26 protein-coding genes and 3 pseudogenes are annotated in these 25756 nt (G+C 61.6%); 20 read left to right on the top strand and 9 right to left on the bottom strand.

Features of this window, described 5'->3' with window-relative positions:
* Positions 1 to 97: 97 nt before the first annotated feature.
* The 5 genes from FXV83_RS18950 (at position 98) to FXV83_RS18930 (ending at position 4436) form a co-directional block, all read left to right on the top strand.
* Positions 98 to 907, top strand: coding sequence for an alpha/beta hydrolase (locus tag FXV83_RS18950; protein ID WP_148740909.1), 810 nt, complete (start codon positions 98 to 100; stop codon positions 905 to 907).
* Positions 908 to 944: 37 nt separating this feature from the next.
* Complete coding sequence (gene kynA, locus FXV83_RS18945; protein ID WP_148740908.1) at positions 945 to 1784, top strand: tryptophan 2,3-dioxygenase; 840 nt, start codon at positions 945 to 947, stop codon at positions 1782 to 1784.
* A 14-nt stretch (positions 1785 to 1798) separates the two neighbouring features.
* Positions 1799 to 3013, top strand: a complete 1215-nt coding sequence (gene kynU, locus FXV83_RS18940) for a kynureninase (RefSeq protein WP_148740907.1) — start codon at positions 1799 to 1801, stop codon at positions 3011 to 3013.
* A 229-nt stretch (positions 3014 to 3242) separates the two neighbouring features.
* Positions 3243 to 3644, top strand: coding sequence for a PaaI family thioesterase (locus tag FXV83_RS18935; RefSeq protein ID WP_148740906.1), 402 nt, complete (start codon positions 3243 to 3245; stop codon positions 3642 to 3644).
* Positions 3645 to 3812: 168 nt separating this feature from the next.
* Entirely contained in the window at positions 3813 to 4436 is a 624-nt protein-coding gene (locus FXV83_RS18930; protein WP_148740942.1) for a GNAT family N-acetyltransferase, read from the top strand.
* A gap of 61 nt (positions 4437 to 4497) precedes the next feature.
* Here FXV83_RS18930 and FXV83_RS18925 read toward each other — a convergent pair whose 3' ends face one another.
* The 3 genes from FXV83_RS18925 to FXV83_RS18915 form a co-directional block, all read right to left on the bottom strand.
* Positions 4498 to 4803 carry a hypothetical protein gene (locus FXV83_RS18925; RefSeq protein WP_148740905.1) on the bottom strand — a complete coding sequence of 102 codons (306 nt, stop codon included), beginning with the start codon at positions 4801 to 4803 and terminating at the stop codon, positions 4498 to 4500.
* A 182-nt stretch (positions 4804 to 4985) separates the two neighbouring features.
* Complete coding sequence (locus FXV83_RS18920; protein WP_148740904.1) at positions 4986 to 5672, bottom strand: DUF2161 domain-containing phosphodiesterase; 687 nt, start codon at positions 5670 to 5672, stop codon at positions 4986 to 4988.
* A gap of 97 nt (positions 5673 to 5769) precedes the next feature.
* The gene (locus tag FXV83_RS18915) at positions 5770 to 6450 is read right to left on the bottom strand and encodes an SDR family oxidoreductase (RefSeq protein WP_148740903.1); all 681 of its coding nucleotides are present in this window, start codon (positions 6448 to 6450) and stop codon (positions 5770 to 5772) included.
* Positions 6451 to 6531: 81 nt separating this feature from the next.
* Between FXV83_RS18915 and FXV83_RS18910 the strand changes: the two genes are divergently transcribed.
* Positions 6532 to 7284: an SGNH/GDSL hydrolase family protein gene (locus FXV83_RS18910; RefSeq protein WP_235939856.1), complete on the top strand. Its 753-nt coding sequence runs from the start codon at positions 6532 to 6534 to the stop codon at positions 7282 to 7284.
* Between the two features lie 15 nt (positions 7285 to 7299).
* On the opposite strand, the gene FXV83_RS18905 is transcribed toward FXV83_RS18910, so the two are convergent.
* A complete protein-coding gene (locus FXV83_RS18905; protein WP_148740902.1) occupies positions 7300 to 8043 on the bottom strand; it encodes a tyrosine-protein phosphatase in 744 nt (247 codons plus the stop codon).
* An 85-nt stretch (positions 8044 to 8128) separates the two neighbouring features.
* Between FXV83_RS18905 and FXV83_RS18900 the strand changes: the two genes are divergently transcribed.
* Positions 8129 to 8440 carry an MliC family protein gene (locus tag FXV83_RS18900; protein WP_148740901.1) on the top strand — a complete coding sequence of 104 codons (312 nt, stop codon included), beginning with the start codon at positions 8129 to 8131 and terminating at the stop codon, positions 8438 to 8440.
* Between the two features lie 127 nt (positions 8441 to 8567).
* Here the strand turns inward: FXV83_RS18900 and FXV83_RS18895 are convergent, their stop codons facing one another.
* Positions 8568 to 8771 carry a DUF2735 domain-containing protein gene (locus FXV83_RS18895; RefSeq protein ID WP_148740900.1) on the bottom strand — a complete coding sequence of 68 codons (204 nt, stop codon included), beginning with the start codon at positions 8769 to 8771 and terminating at the stop codon, positions 8568 to 8570.
* Positions 8772 to 9307: 536 nt separating this feature from the next.
* Between FXV83_RS18895 and FXV83_RS18885 the strand changes: the two genes are divergently transcribed.
* The 9 genes and pseudogenes from FXV83_RS18885 to FXV83_RS18850 all read left to right on the top strand — a co-directional run bounded on the left by FXV83_RS18885 (position 9308) and on the right by FXV83_RS18850 (position 17387).
* Positions 9308 to 10342 carry a glutamine synthetase beta-grasp domain-containing protein gene (locus FXV83_RS18885; RefSeq protein WP_148740899.1) on the top strand — a complete coding sequence of 345 codons (1035 nt, stop codon included), beginning with the start codon at positions 9308 to 9310 and terminating at the stop codon, positions 10340 to 10342.
* 196 nt (positions 10343 to 10538) lie between these two features.
* Positions 10539 to 11240 carry a GrlR family regulatory protein gene (locus tag FXV83_RS18880; protein ID WP_148740898.1) on the top strand — a complete coding sequence of 234 codons (702 nt, stop codon included), beginning with the start codon at positions 10539 to 10541 and terminating at the stop codon, positions 11238 to 11240.
* A gap of 15 nt (positions 11241 to 11255) precedes the next feature.
* Positions 11256 to 11432 (top strand): annotated as a pseudogene (locus tag FXV83_RS18875) (substrate-binding domain-containing protein); the annotation flags it as partial.
* Positions 11433 to 11464: 32 nt separating this feature from the next.
* Positions 11465 to 12292: a tetratricopeptide repeat protein gene (locus FXV83_RS18870; RefSeq protein ID WP_148740897.1), complete on the top strand. Its 828-nt coding sequence runs from the start codon at positions 11465 to 11467 to the stop codon at positions 12290 to 12292.
* A gap of 74 nt (positions 12293 to 12366) precedes the next feature.
* Complete coding sequence (locus FXV83_RS18865) at positions 12367 to 12516, top strand: hypothetical protein (protein ID WP_007609497.1); 150 nt, start codon at positions 12367 to 12369, stop codon at positions 12514 to 12516.
* A 272-nt stretch (positions 12517 to 12788) separates the two neighbouring features.
* Positions 12789 to 13493 (top strand): GrlR family regulatory protein, encoded by a 705-nt coding sequence (locus FXV83_RS18860; protein WP_148740896.1) that lies wholly within the window; start codon positions 12789 to 12791, stop codon positions 13491 to 13493.
* A gap of 1056 nt (positions 13494 to 14549) precedes the next feature.
* A pseudogene (locus tag FXV83_RS45670) lies at positions 14550 to 14633 on the top strand (hypothetical protein); the annotation flags it as partial.
* A gap of 26 nt (positions 14634 to 14659) precedes the next feature.
* Positions 14660 to 15076 (top strand): NUDIX hydrolase, encoded by a 417-nt coding sequence (locus tag FXV83_RS18855; protein WP_148740895.1) that lies wholly within the window; start codon positions 14660 to 14662, stop codon positions 15074 to 15076.
* Between the two features lie 364 nt (positions 15077 to 15440).
* A complete protein-coding gene (locus tag FXV83_RS18850; protein ID WP_148740894.1) occupies positions 15441 to 17387 on the top strand; it encodes an adenylate/guanylate cyclase domain-containing protein in 1947 nt (648 codons plus the stop codon).
* 221 nt (positions 17388 to 17608) lie between these two features.
* On the opposite strand, the gene FXV83_RS18845 is transcribed toward FXV83_RS18850, so the two are convergent.
* The 3 genes from FXV83_RS18845 to FXV83_RS45440 all read right to left on the bottom strand — a co-directional run bounded on the left by FXV83_RS18845 (position 17609) and on the right by FXV83_RS45440 (position 19527).
* Positions 17609 to 18409, bottom strand: coding sequence for a ThuA domain-containing protein (locus FXV83_RS18845; RefSeq protein WP_235939854.1), 801 nt, complete (start codon positions 18407 to 18409; stop codon positions 17609 to 17611).
* A 180-nt stretch (positions 18410 to 18589) separates the two neighbouring features.
* A complete protein-coding gene (locus tag FXV83_RS18840) occupies positions 18590 to 19234 on the bottom strand; it encodes a cation efflux transmembrane domain-containing protein (protein ID WP_148740893.1) in 645 nt (214 codons plus the stop codon).
* Positions 19235 to 19371: 137 nt separating this feature from the next.
* On the bottom strand, positions 19372 to 19527 hold the full coding sequence (locus tag FXV83_RS45440; RefSeq protein WP_235939850.1) for a hypothetical protein: 156 nt from the start codon (positions 19525 to 19527) through the stop codon (positions 19372 to 19374).
* Positions 19528 to 19748: 221 nt separating this feature from the next.
* On the opposite strand from FXV83_RS45440, the gene FXV83_RS18825 reads away from it, so the two are divergent.
* Together FXV83_RS18825 and FXV83_RS18820 are read left to right on the top strand one after the other, a co-directional pair.
* On the top strand, positions 19749 to 20117 hold the full coding sequence (locus FXV83_RS18825; protein ID WP_235939842.1) for a GFA family protein: 369 nt from the start codon (positions 19749 to 19751) through the stop codon (positions 20115 to 20117).
* Positions 20118 to 20238: 121 nt separating this feature from the next.
* Positions 20239 to 20529 (top strand): annotated as a pseudogene (locus tag FXV83_RS18820) (GrlR family regulatory protein); the annotation flags it as partial.
* A gap of 112 nt (positions 20530 to 20641) precedes the next feature.
* Here FXV83_RS18820 and FXV83_RS18815 read toward each other — a convergent pair.
* The gene (locus FXV83_RS18815) at positions 20642 to 20968 is read right to left on the bottom strand and encodes a nuclear transport factor 2 family protein (protein ID WP_148740939.1); all 327 of its coding nucleotides are present in this window, start codon (positions 20966 to 20968) and stop codon (positions 20642 to 20644) included.
* Positions 20969 to 21114: 146 nt separating this feature from the next.
* Between FXV83_RS18815 and FXV83_RS18810 the strand changes: the two genes are divergently transcribed.
* On the top strand, positions 21115 to 24960 hold the full coding sequence (locus FXV83_RS18810; protein WP_148740890.1) for a LuxR C-terminal-related transcriptional regulator: 3846 nt from the start codon (positions 21115 to 21117) through the stop codon (positions 24958 to 24960).
* A 274-nt stretch (positions 24961 to 25234) separates the two neighbouring features.
* Positions 25235 to 25714, top strand: coding sequence for a tail fiber domain-containing protein (locus FXV83_RS45150; RefSeq protein WP_187435996.1), 480 nt, complete (start codon positions 25235 to 25237; stop codon positions 25712 to 25714).
* The last annotated feature ends 42 nt before the right edge of the window (positions 25715 to 25756 follow it).

Raw genomic sequence — 25756 nt, 5'->3', positions numbered from 1 at the left:
CGCGAGATACTTTAAGCTTAAAATGAAGACTAGGATGTCGGACCTGCCGGTGGCAGACTGCCCGCGATCGCAAGGCCTGAGTCCTCGGGGAGTAACGATGCGCGATTGGGATGATGCTTACGCCAATTCGGCCCATATCCCGGGGTCGGACAAGCTTCCGGCGCTGTGGGCGGAGCGGGCGGCGGCCTATCGTGCCGCGCTGAGGGGTTTTCGCCCCGACATCGCCTACGGTGCCAGTGAGCGCCAGCGCCTCGACCTGATCGTGCCCGACGGCGACAGCAAGGGCCTCGTCGTGTTCGTCCACGGCGGCTATTGGATGCGCTTCGACAAGTCGGCCTGGACCGATCTTGCCGAAGGCGCCCGCCATCACGGCTGGAGCGTCGCGCTGCCGAGCTACACGCTGACGCCCGCCGCGCGCCTCTCCGACATCACCGCCGAGATCGCTGCCGCCATCGCGAAGGCGGCCTCGCTCGTCGCAGGGCCGATCCGGCTCGCCGGCCACTCCGCAGGCGGCCATCTCGTCACACGCATGCTGTGCGACGACAGCCGGCTCGAACCCGCCGTCTACAACCGCATCGCCGGAACGCTCTCGGTCAGCGGCCTGCACGATCTGCGCCCGCTCTTGAAGACGAAGATGAATGAGACGCTGCGCATGACCATGGAGGAGGCGACGCTCGAAAGCGCGGCGTTGCATCTGCCGCGCGGGCATTCGCCAGTCACAGCCTGGGTCGGCGGCGGCGAGCGGCCCGAGTTCATCCGCCAGTCCGACCTGATGGCCAATGTCTGGACCGGATTCGACGTGCCGACGCACCTGGTCATCGATCCCGGGCTCAACCATTTCACCGTGATCGACGGGTTGAAGGACCCGTCGTCGCCGATCACGGCGCGCCTGATCGGTTTCGACTGATTGTGGCCAACAGGATGATCGATCGAGAGGGCCTGTCATGACGTCCAGCGATTACGATCCTGCAACCGAAGGCGCCGAAACCGACTTCGCCCGGCGCATGTCGTACGGCAACTACCTGGCGCTGGATGCGATCCTCGGCGCGCAGCATCCGATCTCCGAAGCGCATGACGAGATGCTGTTCATCATCCAGCATCAGACCACCGAGCTGTGGATGCGGCTTGCCATCCATGAGCTCAGCGCGGCTCGGCGCGCCATCGCGCAGGACGAGGTGGCTCCCGCCATGAAGATGCTGGCGCGGGTCTCGCGCATCTTCGAGCAGCTCAACGGCGCCTGGGACGTGCTGCGCACGATGACACCCAGCGAATACACGCGCTTCCGCTCGCAGCTCGGCCAGTCCTCCGGCTTCCAGTCGCGCCAGTACCGATTGATCGAATATCTGCTCGGCAACCGCAATCACGCCATGCTCAAGCCGCACGCGCACGACGCCGAAGTGACGAACCTGCTGGAGGCCGAGCTCGCGACGCCGAGCCTCTATGACGAGGTGCTGCGGCTCGCCGATCGCAACGGGCTCAAAATGCCTGCGGCCGTACTGTTGCGCGACGTCCGGGAAACCCACAGCTTCAACGAGGGTGTGCTGGAAGCCTGGCGACACGTCTACGAGGCGCCTGAGACGCACTGGATGCTCTACGAGGTCGCCGAGAAGCTGGTTGATTTCGAGGACTATTTCCGCCGCTGGCGCTTCAACCACGTGACGACGGTCGAGCGCGTCATCGGCTTCAAGCGCGGCACCGGCGGCACCGGCGGTGTCAGCTATCTCAAGCGCATGCTGGAAATCGAGCTATTCCCTGAACTCTGGCGCGTTCGCACCGTCCTCTAGAGATGTCCAAAGAGATGTCCACTTCCGAGTCGAAACTGCGCGTCTATGACGACACCAAGTCGCTGTTCCATCTCCCCGACGGCGTGATCTATCTCGACGGCAACTCGCTCGGCGCGCTGCCGTTGGGTGTCGCCGAACGCGTCGACCACGTTATCAAGGCCGAGTGGGGCGATGAGCTGATCCGGGCCTGGAACAGTGCGGGCTGGTACGTCCAGCCGCGCCGCGTCGGCGACCGCATCGCGCGGCTGATCGGCGCGGAGGCCGGCTCGGTGATGATAGGCGATACGCTGTCGCTGAAGGTCTATCAGGCGCTTGCCGCCGCGCTCGACATGAACGGGACGCGCAAGGTCATCCTGTCGGACACCGGTAATTTCCCGACCGATCTCTACATGGCCGAAGGCCTGATCGCGACGCTCGGACGCGGCCATCAATTGCGCCTGGTGGCGCCGGAGGAAATCGAGACGGCGCTGTCGGAGGAGATCGCGGTCCTCTACATCACCGAGGTCGATTACCGCACCGGCCGCCGTCACGACATGGCGAAGCTGACTGCGAAAGCGCATGCGCTCGGCATCGTCACGGTCTGGGACCTCGCGCATTCCGCCGGCGCGCTGCCGGTTGATCTCGCAGGCTGCGGCGCCGATTTCGCCGCGGGATGCACCTACAAATATCTCAACGCCGGCCCTGGCGCGCCGGCCTTCCTCTACGTCGCGCCGCGCCATGCCGACAGCGCACGCGCCGCGTTATCCGGGTGGATGGGCCACGCAAAGCCGTTTGCATTCGAACTCGCCTATGCGGCCGCCGGCGGCGTCGAGCGCATGCGCGTCGGCACGCCGCCGGTGCTGGCGATGGCGGCGCTGGAGGCCTCGCTCGACATCTGGGACCGCGTCGATATCGCGGACGTCCGGGCGAGGTCGCTGGCCCTGGGCGACCTCCTGATCAGCGAAATCGAACGCCGCTGCCCGTCGCTGAAGCTCGTGACGCCCCGCGCGCATGAGCGCCGCGGCTCGCAAATCTCGCTCGCCTTTGACGGTGGCTATGCCGCCATGCAGGCTCTGATCGCCCGTGGCCTGATCGGCGACTTCCGCGCGCCTGACATCATGCGCTTTGGCATCACGCCGCTTTATATCGGCGAGGCCGAGGTGCTGACGGCGGCCGGGATCATCGAGGAGGTGATCGTGGGCGAGGTTTGGCGTCGGCCGGAATACCAGGTCGTGAATGCGGTGACGTGAGGTCCAGACGTCATAGCGAGGAGCCCTGGCGACGAAGCAACCAGAATCCTACCGCAGAGGCATTCTGGATTGCTTCGCTTCGCTCGCACTGACGATGGAGGGATCAGAAGCGCATCGCGTCGAGCGCAACCGCCGGCCCGATGTCACGCTTGCCATTACCTCGGACGTCATTGCTTTGCGGCGCGGGGCAATTCACGTTGAGAACCACAACGAATTGGGAGGAGATCCGATGACGCCGCTTGAGAAACTTAAAGCGATGAGGATGCCGTTTGCCGAGCTCAAGGGCGTCGAATTCGTCGAGGCGGAGACGGATCGCGTGGTGGCGCGGATGACGGTGAGGCCCGATCTCTGCACGCTTCACCACACCATCCATGGCGGCGCGGTGATGGCGCTGGCCGACTCTGTCGGCGCAGCCGCGACCGTGATCAATCTGCCGGAGGACGCGAAGGGCACGACCACGCTGGAGAGCAAGACCAATTTCATCGGCGGGGCCAAGGAGGGAACCACCATCGTCGCCACCGCGACCCCGGTGCACCGGGGCCGGCGGACCCAGGTCTGGACGACTCGGCTCGAGACCGAGGACGGCAAGCTGGTTGCCGTGGTTACCCAGACCCAGCTCATCCTCGTATGACTTCGGGGCGTTGATTTTGTTAACGATTTAGTCGCTTCCGGTGCCTCTAACTTGGGCAGGTTCCTGTCTTGAAAAATATGGTGCGACGCACAATATTGGGGGCCTAGGGATTCGAACGCCTCCTCGAGGGACACCAAGAGGAGTTTTGACTTGTCACTCGAAGTAGACTTGGCACTTGAAGACATCACCCGCACGCCGTCCGGCTCAAAGTCCGTCCGGGGTTACGTGCGGACCTTGAGCCAACAGGAAGAATTGCCGCTTTTGCGCGACCACCTGTTGAGGCTCGATGCCGAAAGCCGGCACGACCGTTTCAACGGTTTTCTCGACGACAGTTTCATCGAGCGTTACGCCGCCCGCTGCGCCGAGGACGGCACCGTGATCGTCGCCTATATCGTCGACGGCGTGGTGCGCGGTGCGGCCGAGCTGCATCCGCCGGAGCAGGGGTCGCTCCCCGAAGTCGCCTTCAGCGTGGAAGCCTCCGCACGCCGACAGAACGTCGGCACCGTGCTGTTCAGCCGCCTGATCGCGGAAGCACGCTGGAAGGGTTTCAAGCGGCTGCGCATCACCACGGGCGCGGAGAATCACGCCATGCGCGCGCTTGCCAGGAAGTTCGGAGCGCACCTGCAATTCCGCCACGGCGAATCGACCGGGACCATCGATCTGGCCAAGACGCCCGAAGCCGAACTCGCCGAACTTGCAGCAGCTCCGTTCACGGCCAGCCGCGCCTTGCTCAGCTTCAATTCGACCTGCTGGAAGCTCATCTCCAGCATGTACGGCAACCGCGCCGCCTAAAATCAAAAAGCGGACCGGCAAGTCCGGTCCGCTTCGAAATCAGGTTAACGAAATAGCGTGTTCAGGTGCCAGTGCGCTTGTCGTTGCCAAAGCGGCGGACGACGCGGCGTTCGACCACGACCGAGCGCTGTGCCCCCTGTTCGCCGGCGATCACGCGGGTCGCGGTGATACGGCTATTGGTGCGGGTCTGTTTCTTCACCTCGGCCTGCACGACTTCGAGCGGCATCCCCATCAAGGCTGCGGCGATCTCGGCCTGCTGCTCCTGATCCTCGGTGATACCGACGGCGGCGAAGATCGCCTCGTCCAGGGTGGGCGGATCGTGGCGGACGCGCCGCGTGCCGTACTTGGTATTCCAGTCTGCGTTCATAGGTGCCTCGTTTCGATGCCGGGATACCTAGTGCCGTCTATGTTGCATTGCAATATGAAATTGGTGTGGCATCTCAGCTATGCACTCAAAGCTTCGCGAGCTGGTTGGCAATGAGATCGAGTGTCGTCGGGCCTGTCACACTGCCGGTCACCACGATCATGCGCTTTCCCATATGCCCGTGGCTACGGTAGTGCCGCTTCGCGTGCGGTGTCTCCGACCGGGCCCTGCGGCCAGCGCCTGAGCGCCGCGTGGCCGGCGTCCGTCAGTCCATAGATCCCGCGCTCGGCGCGCTCGAACCAGCCATAGACATTGTGCAGCAGAATCTTGCCTGCATCGGGGCAGCGCTCACGCAGTTCGCGCACCGGCCGCGGGCCGGCGGCAAGTGCGGAGGCGCAGGCCAGCGCCTGCTGGCGATAAGCCGTCATGATCGGCGAGCGCGTGCTGCCGCCCAGCACTGGGTCGCCCAGGCGCCGCTGATGTTCGGCAACCAGCCGTGAGCGCGTCTTCGGCTCGCGGCGCGGCGCCGCGGTAGGCGGCTTTACTAGCACCTCGACCTCGCCGCGGTCGGTGACCCCGAGCATTCCGAAGCCGAGCCGCCGGCAGAGATTGCGATAGCGGGCATCGCTCTCGCGCCCCTTGCCGCGCACCGACATTTTTGCAGCGATCCAGATCTCGTCGCCGGCCGGCGCGCGGTCCACGGCCTGAAGGATCAGTTCGAGATTGAAGGCGAGCTTGAGCTCGCCGATCACCACCACCGGCGGGTCGCCGGCGCTGAGACCCACGAGATCGCAGCCGCCGATCTCGCCCTTGACCGAGAAGCCGAGTTCTTCGAGGAAGCGTTTGACGGGCAGGTAGAGCGCGGTTTCCACAGGCTTTCCGATCGGAGAATCAGTTGCAGGCAGTCTAGAGCCTTCTTGAGTCCGGTTGAATCAAACCCGGCGCCGGGACAACCCGATCGGTATGCGACTACACCCGTCCGCTCACCGGGATCAGCGCTCCGGTGATGCCGCTCGCGGCATCGCTGGCGAGGAAGAGGATGACCTCCGCGAGTTCCAACGGCGTGACCCATTCGGAGAAGTCTGCATTCGGCATGCTGGTGCGGTTGATGGCCGTGTCGATGGTGGAGGGCAGGACCGCATTCACGGTGACCTTACCCTTCCACTCATTGGCCAGCGCCTCGGTGAGACGATGTACGCCTGCTTTTGATGCGGCGTAGGGGCCCATGCCGGCGCTTGCCTGGAGCCCACCGATGGCGCCGATATTGACGATGCGGCCGGTCTTGGAGGCGGCAAGATGCGGCAGCGCCGCGCGCGAGGTGTTGAGCGCGGTCAGCACGTTGAGCGCAAACATGCGCTGCCACGCCCTGGTGTCGCCGTCGCCGACGGTCTCGAAGGCAAAGCCACCGGCGATGTTGATCAGCGCATCGAGCCTTCCGAAATGTTTTGCCGCAGCTTCAATCGCAGTCGTCGCCTGCGCCGCGTCGGACAGATCGACGCCGCCGAATTCGATGCGTTCGGGCGTCAGAGGTGCTTGCGATGGCGCGTGATCGATTCCGGCAATGCGCGCGCCCCGCGCCTGCGCGATTTCTGCCACGACCTTGCCAAGTGCGCCGAGCGCGCCGGTCACAACAATCACTTTTCCCGGCACGGTACTCTCCGTCGTTTTCAATTCGCTCTTATCATTGCTCTTGGCGAATTGGACTTGCAATGGCGGCGGCTTCAAGGCTGAATGAGCGATGCAACGTCAGGTCGTGGAGGTGGGTCATTTATGCCCGATAATTTGCCGACCGTCGAATTTCCAGCTGCGATCGTCGATCTCAGATATTCGCTGACGACATTCCGACAGGTGTTGAACGGAAAGGGGCCCGTGCGGATCGTCGCGATGGGCTCGTCCTCGACGGCTGGACGAGCCGACGTCGTTCCCTTTCCCTACAGGCTCGAAATGTATCTACGGCAGCGATACAAGGATACTCACCCGGATATCCGGATTGATGTACTCAATCGGGGCAAGGGCGGCGAGGACGCCAACGAAGAGCTCGACCGCTTCGAGACGGATATTTTCCAGGATGATCCCGCCCTGGTCATCTGGCAGGTCGGGACGAACGCCGTCTTTCACGATGATAAATACGACGTCGACGTTGTGGCCCAGAACATCCGGAAAGGCCTGGCGCAATTGCGCGCTCGCGGTTTTGAGGTTCTGCTGATCGATCCGCAGTACGTGACGAAGATGCTCTGGGATGACCGCGCCGAGCTGTCGGATAAGATGGTGCGCCTGATCCGCGCTGCGGCCGACGAGGCCAAGGTCAATCTGTTTCAGCGCTGGGCGCTGATGCGTCATTGGCACGTGCAAAACAAAGTGTCGTTTGAGCAATTATTGGATACGAGCGATCCGGACCAGCTGCACCAGAGCGACTGGAGTACCTGGCAAGTGTCGGTCGCGCTCACGAATGCCATCGTCAAGGCCGCGGCACCGATGGCTTGAGGCGACCGCTGCAAGTCAGGCTTGCAGATAACGCTCCTGCAGCGCCGTCCGCTCGGCCGCACCCAGCTTGAGCCCGTCGCGCAAGTAAGTTTCGAGGTCGCCGTAGTCGTCCCCGACGGCTTCGAAAGCGGCCGCAAGATACGAGGCCTCGACGCTGCCGATGGCGTCGAGAACGTCGGCAGGAAGATCGGAGGCGCTTGAGGCATCGCGCTTGTAGTACCTGTTGGTCAGCAGATAATCCTCGGCAATGACGTCGTCGGGCACGCCGAGCGCATGCAGGATCAGCGCGCTGGCGAAGCCGGTGCGGTCCTTGCCGGCCGTGCAGTGGATCACCAGCGGCGCGCGGTCTTCGAGGAGGTGGCCGAACAGCGTGCGAAAGCTGTGCGTGTTATGGCGGACATAGTTGCGATAGGATTCCCGCATGATATCGAGCGCGACCGGCGCGGTCAGAGAGCCGCGAGCGAGCTCGGCGCGCAGCGCAGCCACCACCGTCGGCTCGATCGGCAGCGAGTGCACGGTGATCTCATTCACGACGCAGACGCCGGCTGCGCGCTCCTCCAGCCCACGAAAATCGAACGCGCTTCTGACGCCGAGCGCGCGGACGATCTCGATGTCATCAGCCGTGAGCTGGCCGAGATGGTTGGAGCGGAAGATGTGCCGCCAGCGCGTGGTGCGGCCGTCGGCGGTCGGATAGCCGCCGAGGTCGCGAAAATTGCTGGCGCCTTGGAGGCTGAGGTGGCGGGCAGGGGAGTCTGACATCGGATCAGCTTGGGTTATGTTTCTTGAGTTATGTTTCGTGCGGACGCTCTTGCTACGCGTCCGTGAGTCGATTACGGGGGCAATCATGGACCTGCACAAGGCCATTCTTTTGGCCATCACCATGCTGGCGGGCGGAATTCTCGGCGCACGGCAGGGCGGTGCCCAGACGTTCCAGACCTATCGCTGTGCCGATGGTACGCAGTTCAGCGTCGGGTTTTATGACGACGACAAGCGCGCCTTCCTTCAGATCGATGGCGAGCCGGTCACGCTCGCCAAACGGCTGACGGTCTCGGGCACACGCTATTCGGGGGCGGGGACCACGCTGACGATCGGCAAGACCGGAATCACCACGGTCAGGCATCTAAAGCGGCCCGCGACGGCCTGTGCGGTGATCTGAGCTCAGCTTCGAAGCAAGAATCAAAGAAGCAAGAATCAAAAAGGGCCGAAACTTCGTTGTTTCGACCCTTTTTCAGCTGCCGCCGGGCGCTTCGAAGAGCGCGGCGGTATCAAACCAACCACAGGCATCAGCGGTCCCATTTCGGCTTGGCTTCATCGACCGCTTCCTGGTGGTACCAGCTCTCGCTGCAAATCGTCTCGTTCACGGGGAGCGAGGCGTGGTTGGCGGGAAGGCGGGTCTCACCGTAGCGGCGTCCGGCAAGAGCCGAGCGGCCCCCGACGGGGAATTGGTAGATCTGTGCAGATCCGTGACTCAGTCCATTGTTCATCATTGCGGTATCTCCTGAGATCGCAGCGCTTGGCCTCCATGGTGCGCCCGACTCGTTGGCTTGTGGTTACTGGAATCCCCATATCGGCCGTGCATTCCCAAATGCAAAGTGCTGAAAAGGAAATCAGTGTTGGCCTATTTTGTGGGCAATCCGCATTCTGCTTCCCCCAAGGCACAGGTTCGGTGGCTAACGCTTGGGCCATTGCGAAGGTTGCGAGCGTGGGCGGCAGACTTGGCGAATATTGCCGGACGTTGATGCGCGTTTAGTCGGCAACTCCAGGCTGGGACTCACCTGCACCAGAATCGGGCGTTTTCCGCGGAGTTTTTGCGGTGCAGCTTCACGGAATGGTGCGCGGCTATGACGCATGCCGCTGCCGAACATATTCCCTCCGCCGGCCATGACCGGGGCGGTGGAAAACCCTCCCGCGCTGCGGCGTTTTGGCACGTAAAATGCTTGTAAAGGGGCGGCCGATGGTGGCCGGGTACAAACGTGCGGGGACTAGCCGCCCCGAGCTTTCGCATCATCTACAGAGAGGCTCAATGACCAAGTATAAGCTCGAGTACATCTGGCTCGACGGATATACGCCGACTCCGAACTTGCGCGGCAAAACACAGATCAAGGAATTCGCGTCGTTCCCGACGCTCGAGCAGCTTCCGCTCTGGGGCTTCGATGGCTCCTCCACCCAGCAGGCCGAAGGCCACAGCTCCGATTGCGTGCTAAAGCCGGTCGCGGTGTTCCCGGACGGCGCCCGCACCAACGGCGTGCTCGTGATGTGCGAAGTCATGATGCCTGATGGTAAGACGCCGCATTCGACCAACAAGCGCGCCACCATCCTCGACGACGAGGGCGCGTGGTTCGGCTTCGAGCAGGAATATTTCTTCTACAAGGACGGCCGTCCGCTCGGCTTCCCGGCCTCCGGTTATCCGGCGCCGCAGGGCCCGTACTACACCGGCGTCGGTTATTCGAACGTCGGCGATATCGCCCGCAAGATGGTGGAAGAGCATCTCGACCTGTGCCTCGCTGCCGGCATCAATCATGAAGGCATCAACGCGGAAGTCGCGAAGGGCCAGTGGGAATTCCAGATCTTCGGCAAGGGCTCCAAGAAGGCCGCTGACGAAATGTGGATGGCCCGCTACCTGATGCTGCGCCTGACCGAGAAGTACGGCGTCGACATCGAGTTCCACTGCAAGCCTCTCGGCGACACCGACTGGAACGGCTCGGGCATGCACGCCAACTTCTCGACCGAGTACATGCGCACGGTCGGCGGCAAGGAGTATTTCGAGGCGCTGATGGCTGCCTTCGACAAGAACCTGATGGACCACATCGCCGTCTACGGCCCGGACAACGACAAGCGTCTGACCGGCAAGCACGAGACTGCGCCCTGGAACAAGTTCAGCTATGGCGTTGCCGATCGCGGTGCCTCGATCCGCGTTCCGCACTCCTTCGTCAACAACGGCTACAAGGGCTATCTGGAAGACCGCCGGCCGAACTCGCAGGGCGACCCATACCAGATCGCTTCGCAGATACTGAAGACGATCGCGTCCGTGCCGGCCGACAAGAAGGCCGCCGCCTAAGATCCTCCCGGCTCGGGCTGGGGGGCTGGCCCGGGTTGGCTCTCGATCCGCCGGAGTCGCAAGACTCCGGCGGATTTTTTGCATCTTGATGACAGCCGTTTGTGTGGTCCGCGGGGCTGGATTGCGCGAAACTTGTCCATCGCGGCCGAAAGCGGGATAGACTGCGCCCGAATGCGCGTAAGGCCGGGGACGGCTGGTGTTTGAAGGCTTCTACAAGGTGAGATTTCAGCTCGGCGATGCGGTCGGCCGGAGCGTGATGCATGCCGGCAACGGCAAGATGCTCGGCGGCAATTCGGCCTTCGCCCATATCGGCAGCTACGAGAAGACCGACGACGCTGTCGACATCGTGATCAAGACGGTCCGCCATAATCCCGATCCGAACTATCGCGCCATGGCCGGCACCGATGATGCGACCTTGACCGCAAAGGGCCGGGCGGACGGCGATCTCTACCGCTTCAAGGGAGAGCTGAAGGAGCTGCCCGGCGTTCCCTTCCAGTCGGTGATGACTCCGATCACGGAGGACGAGGTGCCGATCGCCGGCGGTATCGGTGAGGGCGGCATTGCCGACGGCCTCTATTCGATCCATCTGCGCATGCTGGACGGCCTTGACGGCGGCCTCACCGGGGTGATGCTGCTGAACCGGGGTCGCATTCTCGGTGGAGATGCGTCGTTCTACTATCTCGGCAGCTACACCGCAGCGAACGGACGCTGGAAGGGCCAGATTCTCAATCAGGAGCACACGCCGGCCAAGGACGATCCGGTCTTCGGCGGCCACGAGGTCGGCATCGGCTTCTCCGGCACCTATGACGAAGTCCAGGCCGTGCTGGAGGCAACGGCGCTTGCCGGCAAGCGCAGCCTGCGCCTGACTGCGGCGCTCAAGCTGATACACCGCGCCTGACCGCTACGTTGGGATCAAGTCGACGGCATCGAGGTGATCGGCCCGATCCCGCATGACCTGCAGAGTCCGGCGGTGTTCTCCGCCGGCCGCGTGGCAGACGCGAAGCACGCCGCGGCCGCCGACCGCTTGCTGCGCTTTCTGGCATCTGCCGAGGTCGCACCCGTGTTGCGGCAATCGGGACTCGAGCCTTGAATTCGCCGGCACCGCGACGCAATTTGAGGTCCATGCGAAACACTCTCTGCGCCATCCTCTTCACGCCGGCCATCGTCACCCTTGCAACGCCGACGTCGGCGCATGCGCAATCGGCCGACCTCGTCCTGTGCGATCGGGTGGCGGCCGATCCCAGCGATCCCGACAAGCCGGCCGATGTGAGGGGCGTGACGGAGCTCGCAGCCTCCGACATCTCAACCGCGATCAAGTTCTGCAAGCAGGCCGCGCCGTCGTCGCGCCGCGCGATGTTCGCGCTCGGGCGCGCCTATGCGGCCAACCGGCAGACGGCGGACGCGATCGCCGCCTGGCGCAAGGCGGCTGACAAGGGCTCGAGTGCAGCGATGGTCGAACTCGGCGTGCTCTACGGCACCGGTTCGGGCGTCGCGAAGGACGAGGCGCAGGCACGAAAACTGTTCGAGAAGGCGGCGCAGGCCGGCAATCCCCGCGGCGTCAGCAATCTTGCGGCGCTCGGCGGTGCCGGCGGCGCCGATCCTGCACAAGCCCGCGCGCTGCTGGGCAAGGCCGCCGAAACCAATGCGGAGGCGCAGTACCAGCTCGGCCTCATGCTCTCCGACGGCACCGGCGGCGCCAAGGACGACGTCGCGGCGCGCGCGCTGTTCGAGAAGGCCGCGGCGCAAAACCATCCCGGCGCGCTGGAGCGGATGGGCGCCTTCGCGCAGGAAGGCCGCGGGGGAGCGAGGGACAAGGACGCCGCGAAGGCCTATTACGAGCGCGCCGCAGCGCTTGGCGACGATGACGCCAAGAAGGCGCTGGAGCGGCTGCGCTGCCCCTATGCGATCAAGGACAAGCAGGGCAAGCTCGTCACCACGCTGTGCTTCTAGCCGGCCGCCAGGCCGAGATGGAACAGACCTCGCGCGAAGCGGGTTGATTCCGAAAGCACGGCAGGAGCGCATCCATGATCCGCAAACTGGCATCCGGCGAATACCGCCTCTACTCACGCAAGGTGAACCCCAAGACCGGCAAGCGCCGCAACCTCGGCACCTTCAAGAGCCGTGCGGCAGCCGAGAAGCACGAGCGCGAGGTGCAGTATTTCAAGCGTCACTAGCTAGCGCCTGATGAACGCAGTCCGGGCGCGGCAAACGAAAACGCGAAAACAACCCCATGCACAGTAGCTAAGGCGCTGAAATAGCTGAGGTGTTGAAATCGCATCTTACGGATTTGGCGAAATTGTTGCTCCGTCGGGCAAAGCAGGAGCATGATGGCATCATGGCGCGGAAGGTCCCGGCATCGGCTCCTGCGCGGAAAAGTCGGATGGCCTCCGTGCAGCAGCAGTGCTAGGTCACTCACGATTCTTTTTGATTTTGCAGGTTTATTGCGTTGCTGGACGGACTTTACAAAGTTGAATACGGCATCAACGGCGCCTTCGGCCGCAGCATCATGTGCATGCACAATGGCAGGATGCTGGGCGGCAATTCCGCTTTCGCGCATCTCGGGACCTACGTGGTCAGGGGCGGTGTGATCGAAGCCGAAGTCATCACCGAGCGCCACAATGACGATCCCAATTTCAAGCCGCTGATGGGCGCCGACGTCGCTGCGATCAAGGTGCAGGGCAGGGCGGAGGGATCGACGATCCTGTTCGAGGGCAAGGCCGATCCGATGCCCGATAGCGTGTTCTGGGCAAACCTCACCCCGCTCGACGATGAGGCGCTGCCGCCGCGTGGAACGATCGGGCCAGGCGCGATCGTCAACGGGCTCTATGCGATCAATCTGCGTGCGCTCGATGGCGTCGATGCCGGGCTCTCCGGCGTGATGCTTCTGAAGGACGGCCGCATCCTCGGCGGCGACGCGTTCTTCTACTATCTCGGCTCCTATTCCTCGGCGGACGGCCGCTGGAAGGGCGAATTGCTCAACCAGGAGCACACTCCGGCGAAGGGCGAGAACCCCGTCTTCGGCGGCTATGAGGTCGGGATCGGCTTCTCCGGAACTTGCACCGCCGATAGCGGCGAGCTCGAAGGCATCGCGCTCGCTGGCAAGCGCAGCCTGCGCCTTGCGGCCTCGCTCAAGCTGATGCGGCGGGCTTGAGGCGTGTGCTCACAAATGCGGATGTCCGTTTCTTGTGTGAAGCGGGCCTCATGCATCGGCCGCGGCCGTGTTGGCGAGAGACCCGCAGCGGAGATGCCACGGCATGTCCAACTGTGTGTCCGCCATACAGCTCTACTGCAAGGGGCAAATGCGCCCCTGAGCGACTCGGCCGACGTGTTAGCAGCCACGGCACACGCCCTTTATTCGGTTGGGAAGATTGATCTCATCACGAAGGAGATCACAACTCCGCTTAAAGTCTTGCTCCGAAACACCAACTGGCTTCTGGAATACAAGCACGACTTCGAAGTTCAGGTCGTTGTCCGAGGCTTCGGGAGGAGCTGGCGGAAATGGTTGAGCTCTGTTCACGGCGGCCAAAGCGGCGGCATCAAATCGCAGTGACGCCTGACCCGCTCATGAGCTTGCTAGAAATCACTTTGCCTGAATGATCAAGAGCGAAAGTCAACTTAGGTTCGCCGCTCCGACCGCACGCCTCTGGTGGAAACTGCGCATGGGACTTTAATTGAAGCCGAATCTTCTGCTTCCACGTGTTCGTCGCGTCCGACTGTGCCTAAGACGGTAAACAAATGATGACCAGAACTAAGAGCCAAGGCCACAAGTTATTTGTCAATCGATCGAGCATCGAAAGCCTCATCCCACAAGGCAATTTCCAGAGCGTCCTCATATCACACCTAGCAGTTGATGTTGCCTTCTGACGCCAAGCCGAACTGCTCAGTTGGCCGATTGACTGGGGTTGAGGCATTTACGGACGAGCCTGCGATGACCGCGTGCCCCACGTGGCGGATGCGGCGGCTTTACGTGCACCGGCAATTCAGACGACGCGAAATTGAACGCACTGTAGTGGGCCGCTCTGCTGCTAGAAGCGGCAAAGAAGGTTTCCACCGTGACAGTGCACGCGGGGAACGATGGGGCTGCCAAGTTTTGACAAGCGATCGGATTTAGACCAGTGGAAAATCGAGCTTGGTCCCACGAAGCACGGGTACGGGCCAAGTCCTGATGTCCATCTCACCAGCGAAGAAGGTTTCTTGATTCACACTACTGTCGAGCGAAATGGCATCCGACCACCGCTGGTATAAGCTCCGGCGAGACACCGTTAAATTGCCCAATGGGCGCGTTGTTGACGACTACTTTGTTGGCGGCGGCCTAATGTGGCTATTGCGGTCCCGCTCACAAGAGAAAACAATGTTATCCTCGTTCGGCAGTATAAGCATGGCGTGCAGGCAATCACCTTGGAATTCCCGGCCGGCACCTTTCAGTCGGAATCACCGGTGACGGCAGCAGCGCGGGAGCTTGAAGAAGAGACCGGCTATTCGCCGAGCGACATGATCGACCTCGGAACTTGCTTTGACGATTCAACCAAGAATTCGAATCTAGTGCATATTTTCCTTGCGAGCGGATGTGTGCTGACAGGCAGGCAACGCCTTGACGAGTTGGAAGAGGCGTCAGGAGTCGAAGTTGTATTAATGTCGCTGCAGGAAGTGATTAAAGCGCTCGTGGACGGAGGAATTAAATCTATGGCGTCGGTTGCCGCGGGCTATAAGGCGCTCCGCGCAATCGGAGCATAAGCTCAAGAAGGATCAGGCTTTCCAACGGCAAAGCCGGTTATCGCTGCACCGCATATGTCGGGTTGTGGCCCATCAGCGAAGTGGCAGCGCGCCTCATCGAGGTCCGTTCAATGAAGCATAGCGGACTGAATTTGCTCACGTTGAGTTTTTCGCGTTTTGACCCAAACCTGACCTAAGTGATCCAGAGAAAACTCCCTCTGCGGTGTTGGATACTCAAGCCTGAACATCGCCGTGCCGACCTTTGGGAACTTGGTGCCTCCAGAAGCTAAACACCGCCCTGCGCTCAGACCAGGCACCCGATGGCGCGTCAAGTTTGCTGCGGCCGGGACAAGAACGTTCTAGAATGCCCCGCGCGGAGGCTCCCATGGTATCGGGCGTGCGCAACCGCGTCGAGCGTAAGCTTGCGGCAATCCTGGCTGCTGACATTGCCGGCTACAGCCGGCTGATGGGGGCGGACGAGGAAGGAACTCTCGCGCGTCTCAAGGCACATCGCCGCGAGCTGATCGATCCGAAGATCGCCCAGCATCAAGGCCGCATCGTCAAGACGACTGGCGATGGCATGTTGGCCGAGTTTCCGAGCGTCGTCGAGGCGGTGCAGTGTGCGGTCGAGGTCCAGCAGGCCATGTTTGCGCGCAACCGCGATCTGCAGCCGGACAAACGCATAGTCTTTCGCGTCGGGATCAATCTTGGCGACATCATCGTCGATGAAGGCGACGTTTATGGTGAGGGCGTCAATGTGGCGGCACGGCTGGAGGCTCTTGCTGAACCGGGCGAGGTGTGCGTATCGCAGGCTGTGCACGATCAGGTACGCGACAGGTTACCCAGCCTAACCTTCGAAGATCGCGGCGAGCACAGCGTAAAGAACATCGCTCGCCCCGTCCGGGTATTTGGCGTCAATTTCGACAATTATGCGGCGCCAATAGCCGCGCCTATGGCTGCCGTCCGCTTACCAAGTCGCGCTTTGCGCGCTGGTATTGTAGCGGCGGGCGTCGCGCTGGTGGTCGTTTGCGCCGGCCTGTGGTGGCAACTTGGAAGAACCCCGCCGCCCGCTCGGATCGGTGTGACCGCACCTCCTGGAACGAGCAATTCTGCAGCCCCGGCTGAAGCATCGGCTCCCCGGCTGTCGATCGTCGTTCTGCCGTTTGCGAACCTGTCGAACGACCCCGAGCAGGACTATTTCGCTGATGGCTTGACCGAGGACCTGACGACCGATCTGTCGCGCATCTCGGGTAGCTTTGTTATCTCGCGAAACACGGCGTTTACCTACAAGGGCAAACCGACCGACGCGAAGCAAGTGAGTCGGGAGTTGGGTGTGCGCTACGTGCTCGAAGGCAGCGTTCGCCGTTCCGCGAACCAAGTGCGGGTCAATGCCCAGCTCATTGACGGCGAGACCGGCGCTCATCTGTGGGCCGATCGCTTCGACTACCAGCGGGGCGATCTTTTCCAGATGCAAAACGAAATCACCGCGCGAATTGCGCGAACACTGAGCCTGGAGCTCGTCGAGGCTGAAGGTCACCGGGCACTGCGTCAGCGGCCGAACAATCCCAACGCGATGGATCTCGTGATGCGCGGCACCGCCATCATGAATAGAACTCGCCAGGGAGACGACCTGTCGGAGGCACGCCGACTTTTCCAGGAGACGATTCGGCTCGACGCCAATATGGCGCCGGCCTGGGAAGGCCTAGCCGGCACGTTTCTTTTCAACTCTCGTTTCAGCCCGTCGCGTGAGGAAGACCTCCGACAGGCGGGCGAAGCGATCGAGCGGGCGTTGACTCTCGATCCCAAGAGCGCCCTCGCGCACCATATGAAGGCCACGCTGCATTATCAATTCGGGCGTCTCGAGCAAGCGGTGACAGAGTATGAAACTGCCATCTCTCTCGATCGAAATTTCGCCAACAGCTATGGGATGCTCGGGGCGACGAAAGTCATCCTTGGGCAACCGCAGGAGGCATTCGAGCACGTGCAAAAGGCGATCCAGATCAGCCCCCGAGACTCGTCCCTCTCGGTGTGGCAGTTGTTCGTGGGAGTTGCGAATCTTCATCTCGGACGCGACGATGAGGCCGTCGTGTGGCTGAGGAAGTCCGTCGATCTCAATCCGCGAAGCAGCTTCGGCCATTTGTTTCTCGCCAGCGCGCTTGCCCTTGCTGGGCAGGAAGCCGCGGCGCGGGTCGAGATGGCGGAGTTCCAGCGCCTTAATCCAGGCTTCACGCTAGGCCGGTTCAAGGCCGTCGAGCCCTCTGATCGGCCGGCATTTGTCGCACAGCGCCAACGAGTTTACGAAGGTCTACGCCAGGCGGGGATGCCGGAATGATCTATGCGTGGGTGCTCGTCCGTTCATGGCCCTTAGCCGAAAAGCGCCTCAGCCACCGTGATGTCCGCTGTCGCTGGTAGAACGGACGTCGAGTTGCACTTGCCTCGACCGCCGCTTTCGACCCGGAGCGGAAGTCGCAGACCAAGACGGTCCGAACCTCTGGCACGGACACCAGCCTACGAATCCGGCGGTGGCGCAAATGCGAAGTTCCGCGGCGTCTACTAGGGCGACCTTCGCGTAGACCAGAGGATAGCGTTCGTGAGGATCCGCTGGTAGCGGTCGTCCTGCCAAACTGACGGCTCGTGGCCTAGCGCCGAATAGAATACTCGTCCCTCGCCATAGTATCGGGTCCAGGTGAGAGGCCAGCCATAGAATCGTTGATGTACGCCGGTCTTGCCAAGGTCCACCGAGCTTGGGTCGAGGCGCAGGAGCACGCGTGATCCACGATAGTCGAAGTCGCTGATTTGGTAGATCTCGTCCTCGACTTGCAACGAATTCCCGAGAAAAGCCACCAGGGGATCGCCAGGATCAACCACCTCGATCTTCACGGACTGATGCCAAGGATGACCATTAAAGTAGCCGCCGACCAGATCGAGATAGTCCGGCCAAGTGTAGAATGTGTCCGTCGCCGAATGAACACCGAGAAACCCGCGGCCCGAGCGTACAAAGTTGAGGAGAGCTCTCTTTTGCGCGTCGCTCATCGGAAGTTCTCCGGTTGTGTAGAACATCACCGCTGCGTAGCGCTCGAGGTTTTCGGTAGAAAATTCAGACGTGTCTTCCGTTGCAGTGACTTCGAAGACACCCGAATTGCTTCCGAGCCGGGTCAGGATTACCTTAGAAAGCGGTATGACATCATGCCGGTAGCCGGCGGAGTATGTGAAATAGAGGATGCGCTCTGGCGGACGCTCCGGATGCGCGCCGAGTGGTCGGATTGCCGCCGCGCCGCCGAGGAGCGCGATGAAGTCACGTCGCCTCACAATCGCCTCCGCCAAGACTAACCATGTGTTGAAGAAGCCTAACACAGATCACCCCAGCGCCGGTCCTGGGGCATCGCCCTCTGGCTATGCAACGCTGCTGGCCCTAAACCGAAAAGCGCTTAAGTGATCGTGACGTCGGTGGTCGCCGATAAACCGGACGTTGAGCCGCGCTTGCTTCGACCGCCGCTTTTGACCCGACAGGGACATTAGCCTTGGCAATAGGATTTATTCGGCTGCTGCCAGCCGGCCTACGCGCAGCTCTCCGACGGCTTGGCGGACGACTAACACAGCACCCTGAATCGCAAGCGCTGCCATGATCGCGGCCACGATCACGTCGGGCCACCCTGTGCCTGTCCCGAACACGCCAGCGGCTGCCAATAAGACGGCGAGGTTCCCAAGCACATCGTTACGGGTGCAAATCCACGCGGATCGCATGTTGGAGTCACCATGACGGTACGCCCAAAGCAGACCAAATGAAGCGGCGTTGGCAGCCAGAGCCGCAACTCCAACCGTGCCCATAGCAAATGCGCTTGGGAGGGTTCCGTGTAGCGAATGCCAGACGACTGTTGCGATGACCCATACACCGAAGGCGGCCATTGTAGCGCCCTTCGCGAGGGCAGCAGCAGCGCGATAGCGGAGTGCCATGCCGACTACGAGCAGGCTTATGGCATAGTTCGCAGCGTCACCTAAGAAGTCGAGGGAGTCAGCTTGTAACGACGCCGATCCAGCAGCGAGGCCCGCGACGACCTCAACCGCAAACATTGCGGCATTGATCACCAGCACAGCCCACAGCACCCGGCGGTAAGCGGCATCCCGTTTCTTGTTTGCGCCCAAGTTGAGGGGCGGCGGAGCACAACAGCAATCGTTCATGGGCGGAAGATAAGTTGAATTGAGGCCAATCGCTAGTCGAGTTCGTGTCGCCTTTTGGCCCCTAGCCGATGCGTCAACGCGGGCCGATCATGTCTGCTCGCAAGTGTAGAGCGGCCGTCCGTCCAAATCGAATTGCTCTAGGGAGCCGGACACGCCGCCCCGGTCTTCACCCGGGCTTCGACCAGCGCGCCGGCCTGCTCCTGCGTGCCCGGCACGGGTGCACGGCCGAAGCCGGGCTTCCAGGCCCGGCCGACGAGGGTGTCCTTGCCGGTATGGTCGATCAGGTCTTCCACCTAGCGCCCGCTATTGCGCGCGGGTCTTTGATCTGCGTGCAGATCTCGCCGACGGTCTTTCCCTCCCAGGCCATTTCGCGTGGGGCGGCCGCCGATCCAGACGTTCAGAAGGCTGTAGCGTTCGCAAAAGAAACACGCTGCTTCATTCGTTATCAACGGTCGTTTTTCCGGCCATTGTTTCCGCAAACAGTTTAGAGAGTGCATCGATCTGTAAGGAGGCGATGATGGCGGCGACGCATCGGGGAAGCTGCATCTGCGGCAAGGTCGCGTTCGAGGTCAATGGCCCGTTCGAGCGTTTCCTGAATTGCCACTGCTCACGCTGCCGCAAAGCGACCGGCACCGCTCATTCGTGCGAGGTCATCGTGAAAGCATGGGCCTTTCGCTGGCTTAGTGGCGAGTGTTCGGTCGCTCGGTTCGACCTCCCGCAGGCTCGCAGTTTTGCAACTGCCTTCTGCAAACAGTGCGGCAGCCCGATGCCGCATCTGACGCGCAGCGGCCGTGAGGTGATCATTCACGCGGGCGCCTTCGATGATCCGCTTGGCGCGACACCCGACCGGCACGTCCATTGGGCATCGCGCGCAAACTGGTAGGTCCATGGCGAGGGCTTGTTTGTGGAAGACGAGTGATCTTCGTAAAGCCAAGGACGCTTTCCGAAGAGTTCAGGAGCCTGTTCAAAGCAGGATTCTTCGGCGCGGCCGTCCTCTGCTCCGTGCGGCCAGCTCCGGCGTGGTGCTGCTGATGGACGGCCGCATCCTCGGCGGCGACGCGTTCTTCTACTATCTCGGCTCCTATTCCTCGGCGGACGGCCGCTGGAAGGGCGAGATGCTCAACCAGGAGCACACGCCGGCGAAAGGCGAGAGCTCCGTCTTCGGCGGCTATGAGGTCGGGATCGGCTTCTCCGGGACCTGTACGGCGGAGAGCGGCGAGCTCGAAGGCATCGCGCTCGCGGGCAAGCGCAGCCTGCGCCTTGCCGCGTCGCTCAAGTTGATGCGGCGGGCCTGAGGTGTGTGCTCATAAATTCGTGGTGTCCGTTGTTGCGGAAGGCGGGGCTCATGCGTCGCACCCGGCAATGTCAGCAGGTGACCCCATACCAGCCGTGCATCGCGCCGCGGGCCTAGTGCGAGGGACTGCAGTCTAGCTCCTTAATCCTCCCGGTGGCGTCAAACGCAAAAAGCGCACTCATGACACCAGTACTGGTGACGTAAGAGATAATGGTTCCGCCGTCGGAGTGATTGAGATCGTCCAACGTGCCTGCCGGATATTCTCGGAGGCGATCGAGCCAATAGGCACGAAGTGCCTGGCGGCCAGTAATGGTTTTGACGCCGCCGCAGCCGCAGTGAACCACGGCATCTTCGGCATACATTTCCAGGATCGCTTCGATATCGCCCGCGCGGTAGGCATCGAGCCAATCAACCGCAACGGCCATCGGGTCAAAGGACATATTCACCATGCCGTCCAAACCTGAGATTTAGGTCGGGTTAACCTCGCCAAACCCCTTTCTCCAATCGATTAATTGTATTTTAATATCCCTCAACCGGCCGCGGCCATATGCCGAAGGACATAAATGGCCGGGCCGGGGCTGAGTCCATGTTAGACGTGTCTGCCAAGCAGGGCATACTCAACCGCATCCGACTTGTGATCGTCGATCGACAACCGATCGTTCTACAGGGACTGAAGTCGGTACTCGGGACACAGCCGGACTTCGACGTTGTCGCATCGTCCAGCGATGGGACAAGCTGCCTCGAAGCAATTCGGAATTTGACACCCGACCTCGCGCTTATTGCCGACTCCCTGCCAGATCTGACGGTCTCCGAGATCCTCGCGATTGTGAAAGCTGAGAAGCTTTCAACGCGCCTGGTGTTCTTTACCGAGTCCGACATCGACCACGATCTGACTGCAGCTATCGCTGCCGGCGCTTGCAGCGCAATTTCGAAGTATGCCTCTCCAGCTACTATGCTGCGATCGCTGAGGCTGATGACGAAGAGCGGTCTGTCGCTGGAGCAGTCGGAGCAGTCCGATCTCTCGCCAACCGGCAAGGAAGCGGACGGCGGCGGCAAAATTGAAAAGATGCTGGAGCTATTGACGCACCGGGAAGGTCAAATTGCACGACTCGTGTCGGAAGGAATGTCGAACAAGGAGATCGCACGCCAGCTAAACCTTTCCCAAGGGACAGTCAAAGTCCACCTGCACAATATTTTCCAGAAGCTTGAGATCACCAACAGGACTGTGCTCGCGACCATCGCATTGTTGCAACGCCCCTCCGGCTTCGGCACGCTCTCGCTGGCCTTCCTGGCGTTCGCAATTGCGGACGAACTCAAGGCGTCGGAATCGAACGACATCTTTCCGGATGACAACAGCATCGACCACGCGGGCGAGCACGCCGAGTATGAGCCCTGGAAAAAAGCTATTCTCCGGCACCTCATCGTCTGGGAATCCGGCGAGACGCCCACGCTCACCCAGAGAGACTTTTTCGCCAAGGCGAGCCAAATCACGAACCCGGCAGCGGCAATGGAAGCGCTGCGCGCGGCCGAGCAATCCGTAGGCTTGAAACCGTGGAAACACTACGGTCCCGTTGGATCGAGCGCACCCAATCTTCCTGCACCTTTACTGCGAGGAACAAACGACACACAGATCGGAGACGACCCGGCCCCAGAACACCAATTCCCGCGGCTTACTTCCAATCCGATGTCGCTTCACGGAGGGTATGGCACCTTCGCCACTCTCGCTGGTGCGTTGATCTACGCACTGAACGACCCCCATCTCGCCGTGCAGTCGCATGACCAGGGTCAAGCGTCGATCGACAGCTTCCTGGCCGTCACCGGAGAGAATGCGACCACAAAACTGGCCGCGATCACCCATGCCGGCGCCAATCATGCAGACAATCCAGCCCCAGGTTTCCTTTCGCACGATTTCCGCCTGTCTTCCACCGTTGTGACCACTGGAAACGACAACGTTGCTCAAGAAGGCGGTCGGGGCCAAATGGGCCCAGACGATGCGGGTGACAACCTCCAAAAACCTCTTGGCGTATTGGACTTTGGTCACGATGCCAGTATTGGCGGATATAGCCGCGATCAACTGATAGGTGGCAACGTTGAAAACGTTGTTTATCGCTCACCGATCGATTCCAAGTCTACCTCTTCCGACTCTGTCTTCGATTTCGCATCTGGGCCGAGCAGGATCAATCTTGCGGCTTTCGGAGCGCTTGCCTGGCTGCATATGACAGCGGCAAGCAAGTCTATACCGCCACATACACTCGCATGGGTCTACAACTCCGCAAGCAATCAAACGATCGTCTATGTGAATGCGACCGATCATGTCCTTGATATCGGGGATCGCGCCCTGCTGGAAATCCACCTGCAGGGCATTTTAGCCATTACGGAGGCGGCTGTCGTCTCCGAGCCAGATGGCGGGGCTGTCGCCACCACCTTGGAGCAGCTCGAAGCAGCGCTGATATCGGCGATCGCAACCGATGAGACTGTTCTGAGTACGGACAAGATCCACGCCATTGTCGATACGAGCGAGAGCACAATTGGGACGGCTGGAGTTTGGACCGTTCTGGCCGACGACGGCTTGAGGTTCCAATTCGGGGAGACTCGGACCGGCTTGGGGGCGTCGACGAGGTCCAGAACCTTCACGAGCGATTCGGCGGATGCGACGGAAGAGAGCGCTGGTGCGTCTGGCTTGCCGGCTCACGTATCATCAATCGCGCTTGCTCATAGCGCGACGGTTCCGGCAGTTGAAAGTCTCACATCGAAGAGTGAGCCGATCAATGCGGACACCGGCGTTTTGTCGACCCAGCAGAACGAGACCGTCAACCCGGGCGCCGCAACGGCCGCCAATGCGGACCGCGATAACTCGCAGCACGCTTCGGAGCCAGGGTCTGCAAAGGCGGCCACAGAGCCGGCCGAAGCGAAGTCCATACCGGGCAACGGCGTCGGCAATGACAATGAGCATCATTCCCAGGCTTCGGACGGTTCGCCAGGGTCAGCGAAGACGGCAGAACCAGACCGCGTGGATCACAGCAACTCGGGACACTCAACCTCTGCAAACGCACCGGAAGCAGCCGAGAGCGTCGAAACGGCCGGTAAAGCGGACCGGGGTAACCAGCACGCTTCGGAGCCAGGATCTGCAAAGGCGGCCACAGAGCCGGCCGAAGCGAAATCCATACCGGGCAACGGCGTCGGCAACGACAACGAGCATCATTCCCAGGCTTCGGACGGTTCGCCAGGGTCAGCGAAGATGGCAGAACCAGACGGTGTGGAACACAGCAACTCGGGGCACTCAACCGCTGCAAACGCACCGGAAGTGGCCGAGAGCGTCGAAACGGCCGGTAAAACGGACCGGGGTAACCAGCACGCTTCGGAGCCAGGACCTGCAAAGGCGGCCACAGAGCCGGCCGAAGCGAAGTCCATATCGGGCAACGGCGTCGGCAATGACAACGAGCATCATTCCCAGGCTTCGGACGGTTCGCCAGGGTCAGCGAAGACGGTAGAACCAGACGGCGTGGATCACAGCAACTCGGGGCACTCAACCTCTGCAAACGCACCGGAGGGAGCCGAGAGCGTCGAAACGGCCGGTAAAACGGACCGGGGTAACTCGCAGCACGCTTCGGAGCCAGGATCTGCAAAGGCGGCAGCGGCGGAGCTGACTGAAGCTGGACCCATACCGGGCAACGGCGTCGGCAATGACAATGAGCATCATTCCCAGGCTTCGGACGGTTCGCCAGGGTCAGCGAAGACGGTAGAACCAGACGGCGTGGATCACAGCAACTCGGGGCACTCAACCTCTGCAAACGCACCGGAAGTAGCCGAGAGCGTCGAAACGGCCGGTAAAACGGACCAGGGTAACGCTTCGGAGCCAGGATCTGCAAAGGCGGCAGCGGCGGAGCTGACTGAAGCTGGACCCATACCGGGCAACGGGGTCGGCAATGGCGCCGAGCATCGCGCCCCGGCTTCGGACGCTGCGAGCGCGTCAGCGGCAGTGAAGACGGCAGAACCGGCCGTCGCGGAGCACGGCAATTCGGGGCACGATTTGCCCTCAACCTCTGCAAACGCCACCGCAGCAGCCGACATTGTCGAACCGAGCTTCGCAAGCGGAGATAACGCCGGAGACGGAAACTCGCAGCGGGTTGCGCCACCTGCTGCAATCGCATTACAAGCCGCACAGCCGGCTAAAGCAGCGTCCGAAACGGGCGGCGTGAAACAAGAACTAGTGTTCCACTTCGATAGCGAGGCTACTCCTTCCACTCTCGTCGCGGTCGAGCCTAAAGAGCACAATAATCCGCTCGATACGCACGTTCCGCCCGACCAGGACGCGGACCTCGATATCATCGTCAAAACACCCCCCAATGCACTGGACGAACACGCGGCCAACCACGGCGACCATGGTACGCATCATGCCATTGTACCTGCGCCTCATGACTTGCTGATCTGAAGTGTTGAATTGTCATTGACTGACATGAGAAGGCGCACGACAGCGAAGACCAGATGTTGAGCAGGCCGCCCCCCGCGTGTGGGCCGCCCGATGTGGGCGCGACGATAGTTAGTCTGCATCTCTGTCACAATCTGGCGATGCGGGGATAGTCTGTGAATTGAGGCGCGGAAGGTATCGCCCCGGAGAACAATTGCTCGCCGGGCGAAAATCTGATCCTATTCTTTATTCTTTTGCGAGAAGCTCCCCTGACAACAATTGAACGAAGGAGACAATGATGCGCTCGATCCTCCTCGCCGCGCTCGGCATTACCGCCTTCTCCGCAACCATGGCCATCGAGACACCCGAGGCAAATGCTGTTGTCTATTGTGCCGCTGGTGTTTACCGCGCAGGCTGCGTCGCCCGACCTGTTGTCGGGCCCGTCGTCGCACCAGTAGTCGGCGTGCGAGGTGTCGCACGGCGGACCACCCGGCGTGTCGTCCGGCGATCGGACATGATGCTCAAGCACGACATCTTCCTTATCGGTCACCTCGAAAACGGCCTCGGCTTCTATCGCTTCACCTACAACGGCGGCAACAAATCCCATGTCGGCGTGATGGCGCAGGAAGTGCAGACGATTATGCCATCCGCGGTGCTGCGCGGCAGCGACGGCTACCTGCGAGTTTCGTACGACATGCTCGGCGTGAAGTTCCAGACCTACGACCAATGGATTGCGTCGGGCGCTCATGTCCCGGCCGGCACACCCGTTGAGCAGTAACGCGCCCGATGCCGCGTCTGACGCGCAGCAGCCGTGAGGTGA

Origin of the sequence: Bradyrhizobium hipponense (genome assembly GCF_008123965.1) — a bacterium.
Classification (GTDB): domain Bacteria; phylum Pseudomonadota; class Alphaproteobacteria; order Rhizobiales; family Xanthobacteraceae; genus Bradyrhizobium; species Bradyrhizobium hipponense.
This window is presented reverse-complemented; position numbering and strand designations above follow the sequence as displayed.

Excerpts from the sequence above, each read along its gene's own strand:
- FXV83_RS18810 (WP_148740890.1), top strand. The coding sequence starts at position 21,115 with ATGTTAGACGTGTCTGCCAAGCAGGGCATACTCAACCGCATCCGACTT.
- FXV83_RS18895 (WP_148740900.1), bottom strand. The coding sequence starts at position 8,771 with ATGATGAACAATGGACTGAGTCACGGATCTGCACAGATCTACCAATTC.
- kynA (WP_148740908.1), top strand. The coding sequence starts at position 945 with ATGACGTCCAGCGATTACGATCCTGCAACCGAAGGCGCCGAAACCGAC.
- FXV83_RS18885 (WP_148740899.1), top strand. The coding sequence starts at position 9,308 with ATGACCAAGTATAAGCTCGAGTACATCTGGCTCGACGGATATACGCCG.
- FXV83_RS18900 (WP_148740901.1), top strand. The coding sequence starts at position 8,129 with ATGGACCTGCACAAGGCCATTCTTTTGGCCATCACCATGCTGGCGGGC.
- kynU (WP_148740907.1), top strand. The coding sequence starts at position 1,799 with ATGTCCACTTCCGAGTCGAAACTGCGCGTCTATGACGACACCAAGTCG.
- FXV83_RS18825 (WP_235939842.1), top strand. The coding sequence starts at position 19,749 with ATGATGGCGGCGACGCATCGGGGAAGCTGCATCTGCGGCAAGGTCGCG.
- FXV83_RS18870 (WP_148740897.1), top strand. The coding sequence starts at position 11,465 with ATGCGAAACACTCTCTGCGCCATCCTCTTCACGCCGGCCATCGTCACC.
- FXV83_RS18950 (WP_148740909.1), top strand. The coding sequence starts at position 98 with ATGCGCGATTGGGATGATGCTTACGCCAATTCGGCCCATATCCCGGGG.
- FXV83_RS18905 (WP_148740902.1), bottom strand. The coding sequence starts at position 8,043 with ATGTCAGACTCCCCTGCCCGCCACCTCAGCCTCCAAGGCGCCAGCAAT.
- FXV83_RS18815 (WP_148740939.1), bottom strand. The coding sequence starts at position 20,968 with ATGTCCTTTGACCCGATGGCCGTTGCGGTTGATTGGCTCGATGCCTAC.
- FXV83_RS45150 (WP_187435996.1), top strand. The coding sequence starts at position 25,235 with ATGCGCTCGATCCTCCTCGCCGCGCTCGGCATTACCGCCTTCTCCGCA.
- FXV83_RS18865 (WP_007609497.1), top strand. The coding sequence starts at position 12,367 with ATGATCCGCAAACTGGCATCCGGCGAATACCGCCTCTACTCACGCAAG.
- FXV83_RS18840 (WP_148740893.1), bottom strand. The coding sequence starts at position 19,234 with ATGAACGATTGCTGTTGTGCTCCGCCGCCCCTCAACTTGGGCGCAAAC.
- FXV83_RS18910 (WP_235939856.1), top strand. The coding sequence starts at position 6,532 with ATGAGCGATGCAACGTCAGGTCGTGGAGGTGGGTCATTTATGCCCGAT.
- FXV83_RS18850 (WP_148740894.1), top strand. The coding sequence starts at position 15,441 with ATGGTATCGGGCGTGCGCAACCGCGTCGAGCGTAAGCTTGCGGCAATC.
- FXV83_RS18935 (WP_148740906.1), top strand. The coding sequence starts at position 3,243 with ATGACGCCGCTTGAGAAACTTAAAGCGATGAGGATGCCGTTTGCCGAG.
- FXV83_RS18925 (WP_148740905.1), bottom strand. The coding sequence starts at position 4,803 with ATGAACGCAGACTGGAATACCAAGTACGGCACGCGGCGCGTCCGCCAC.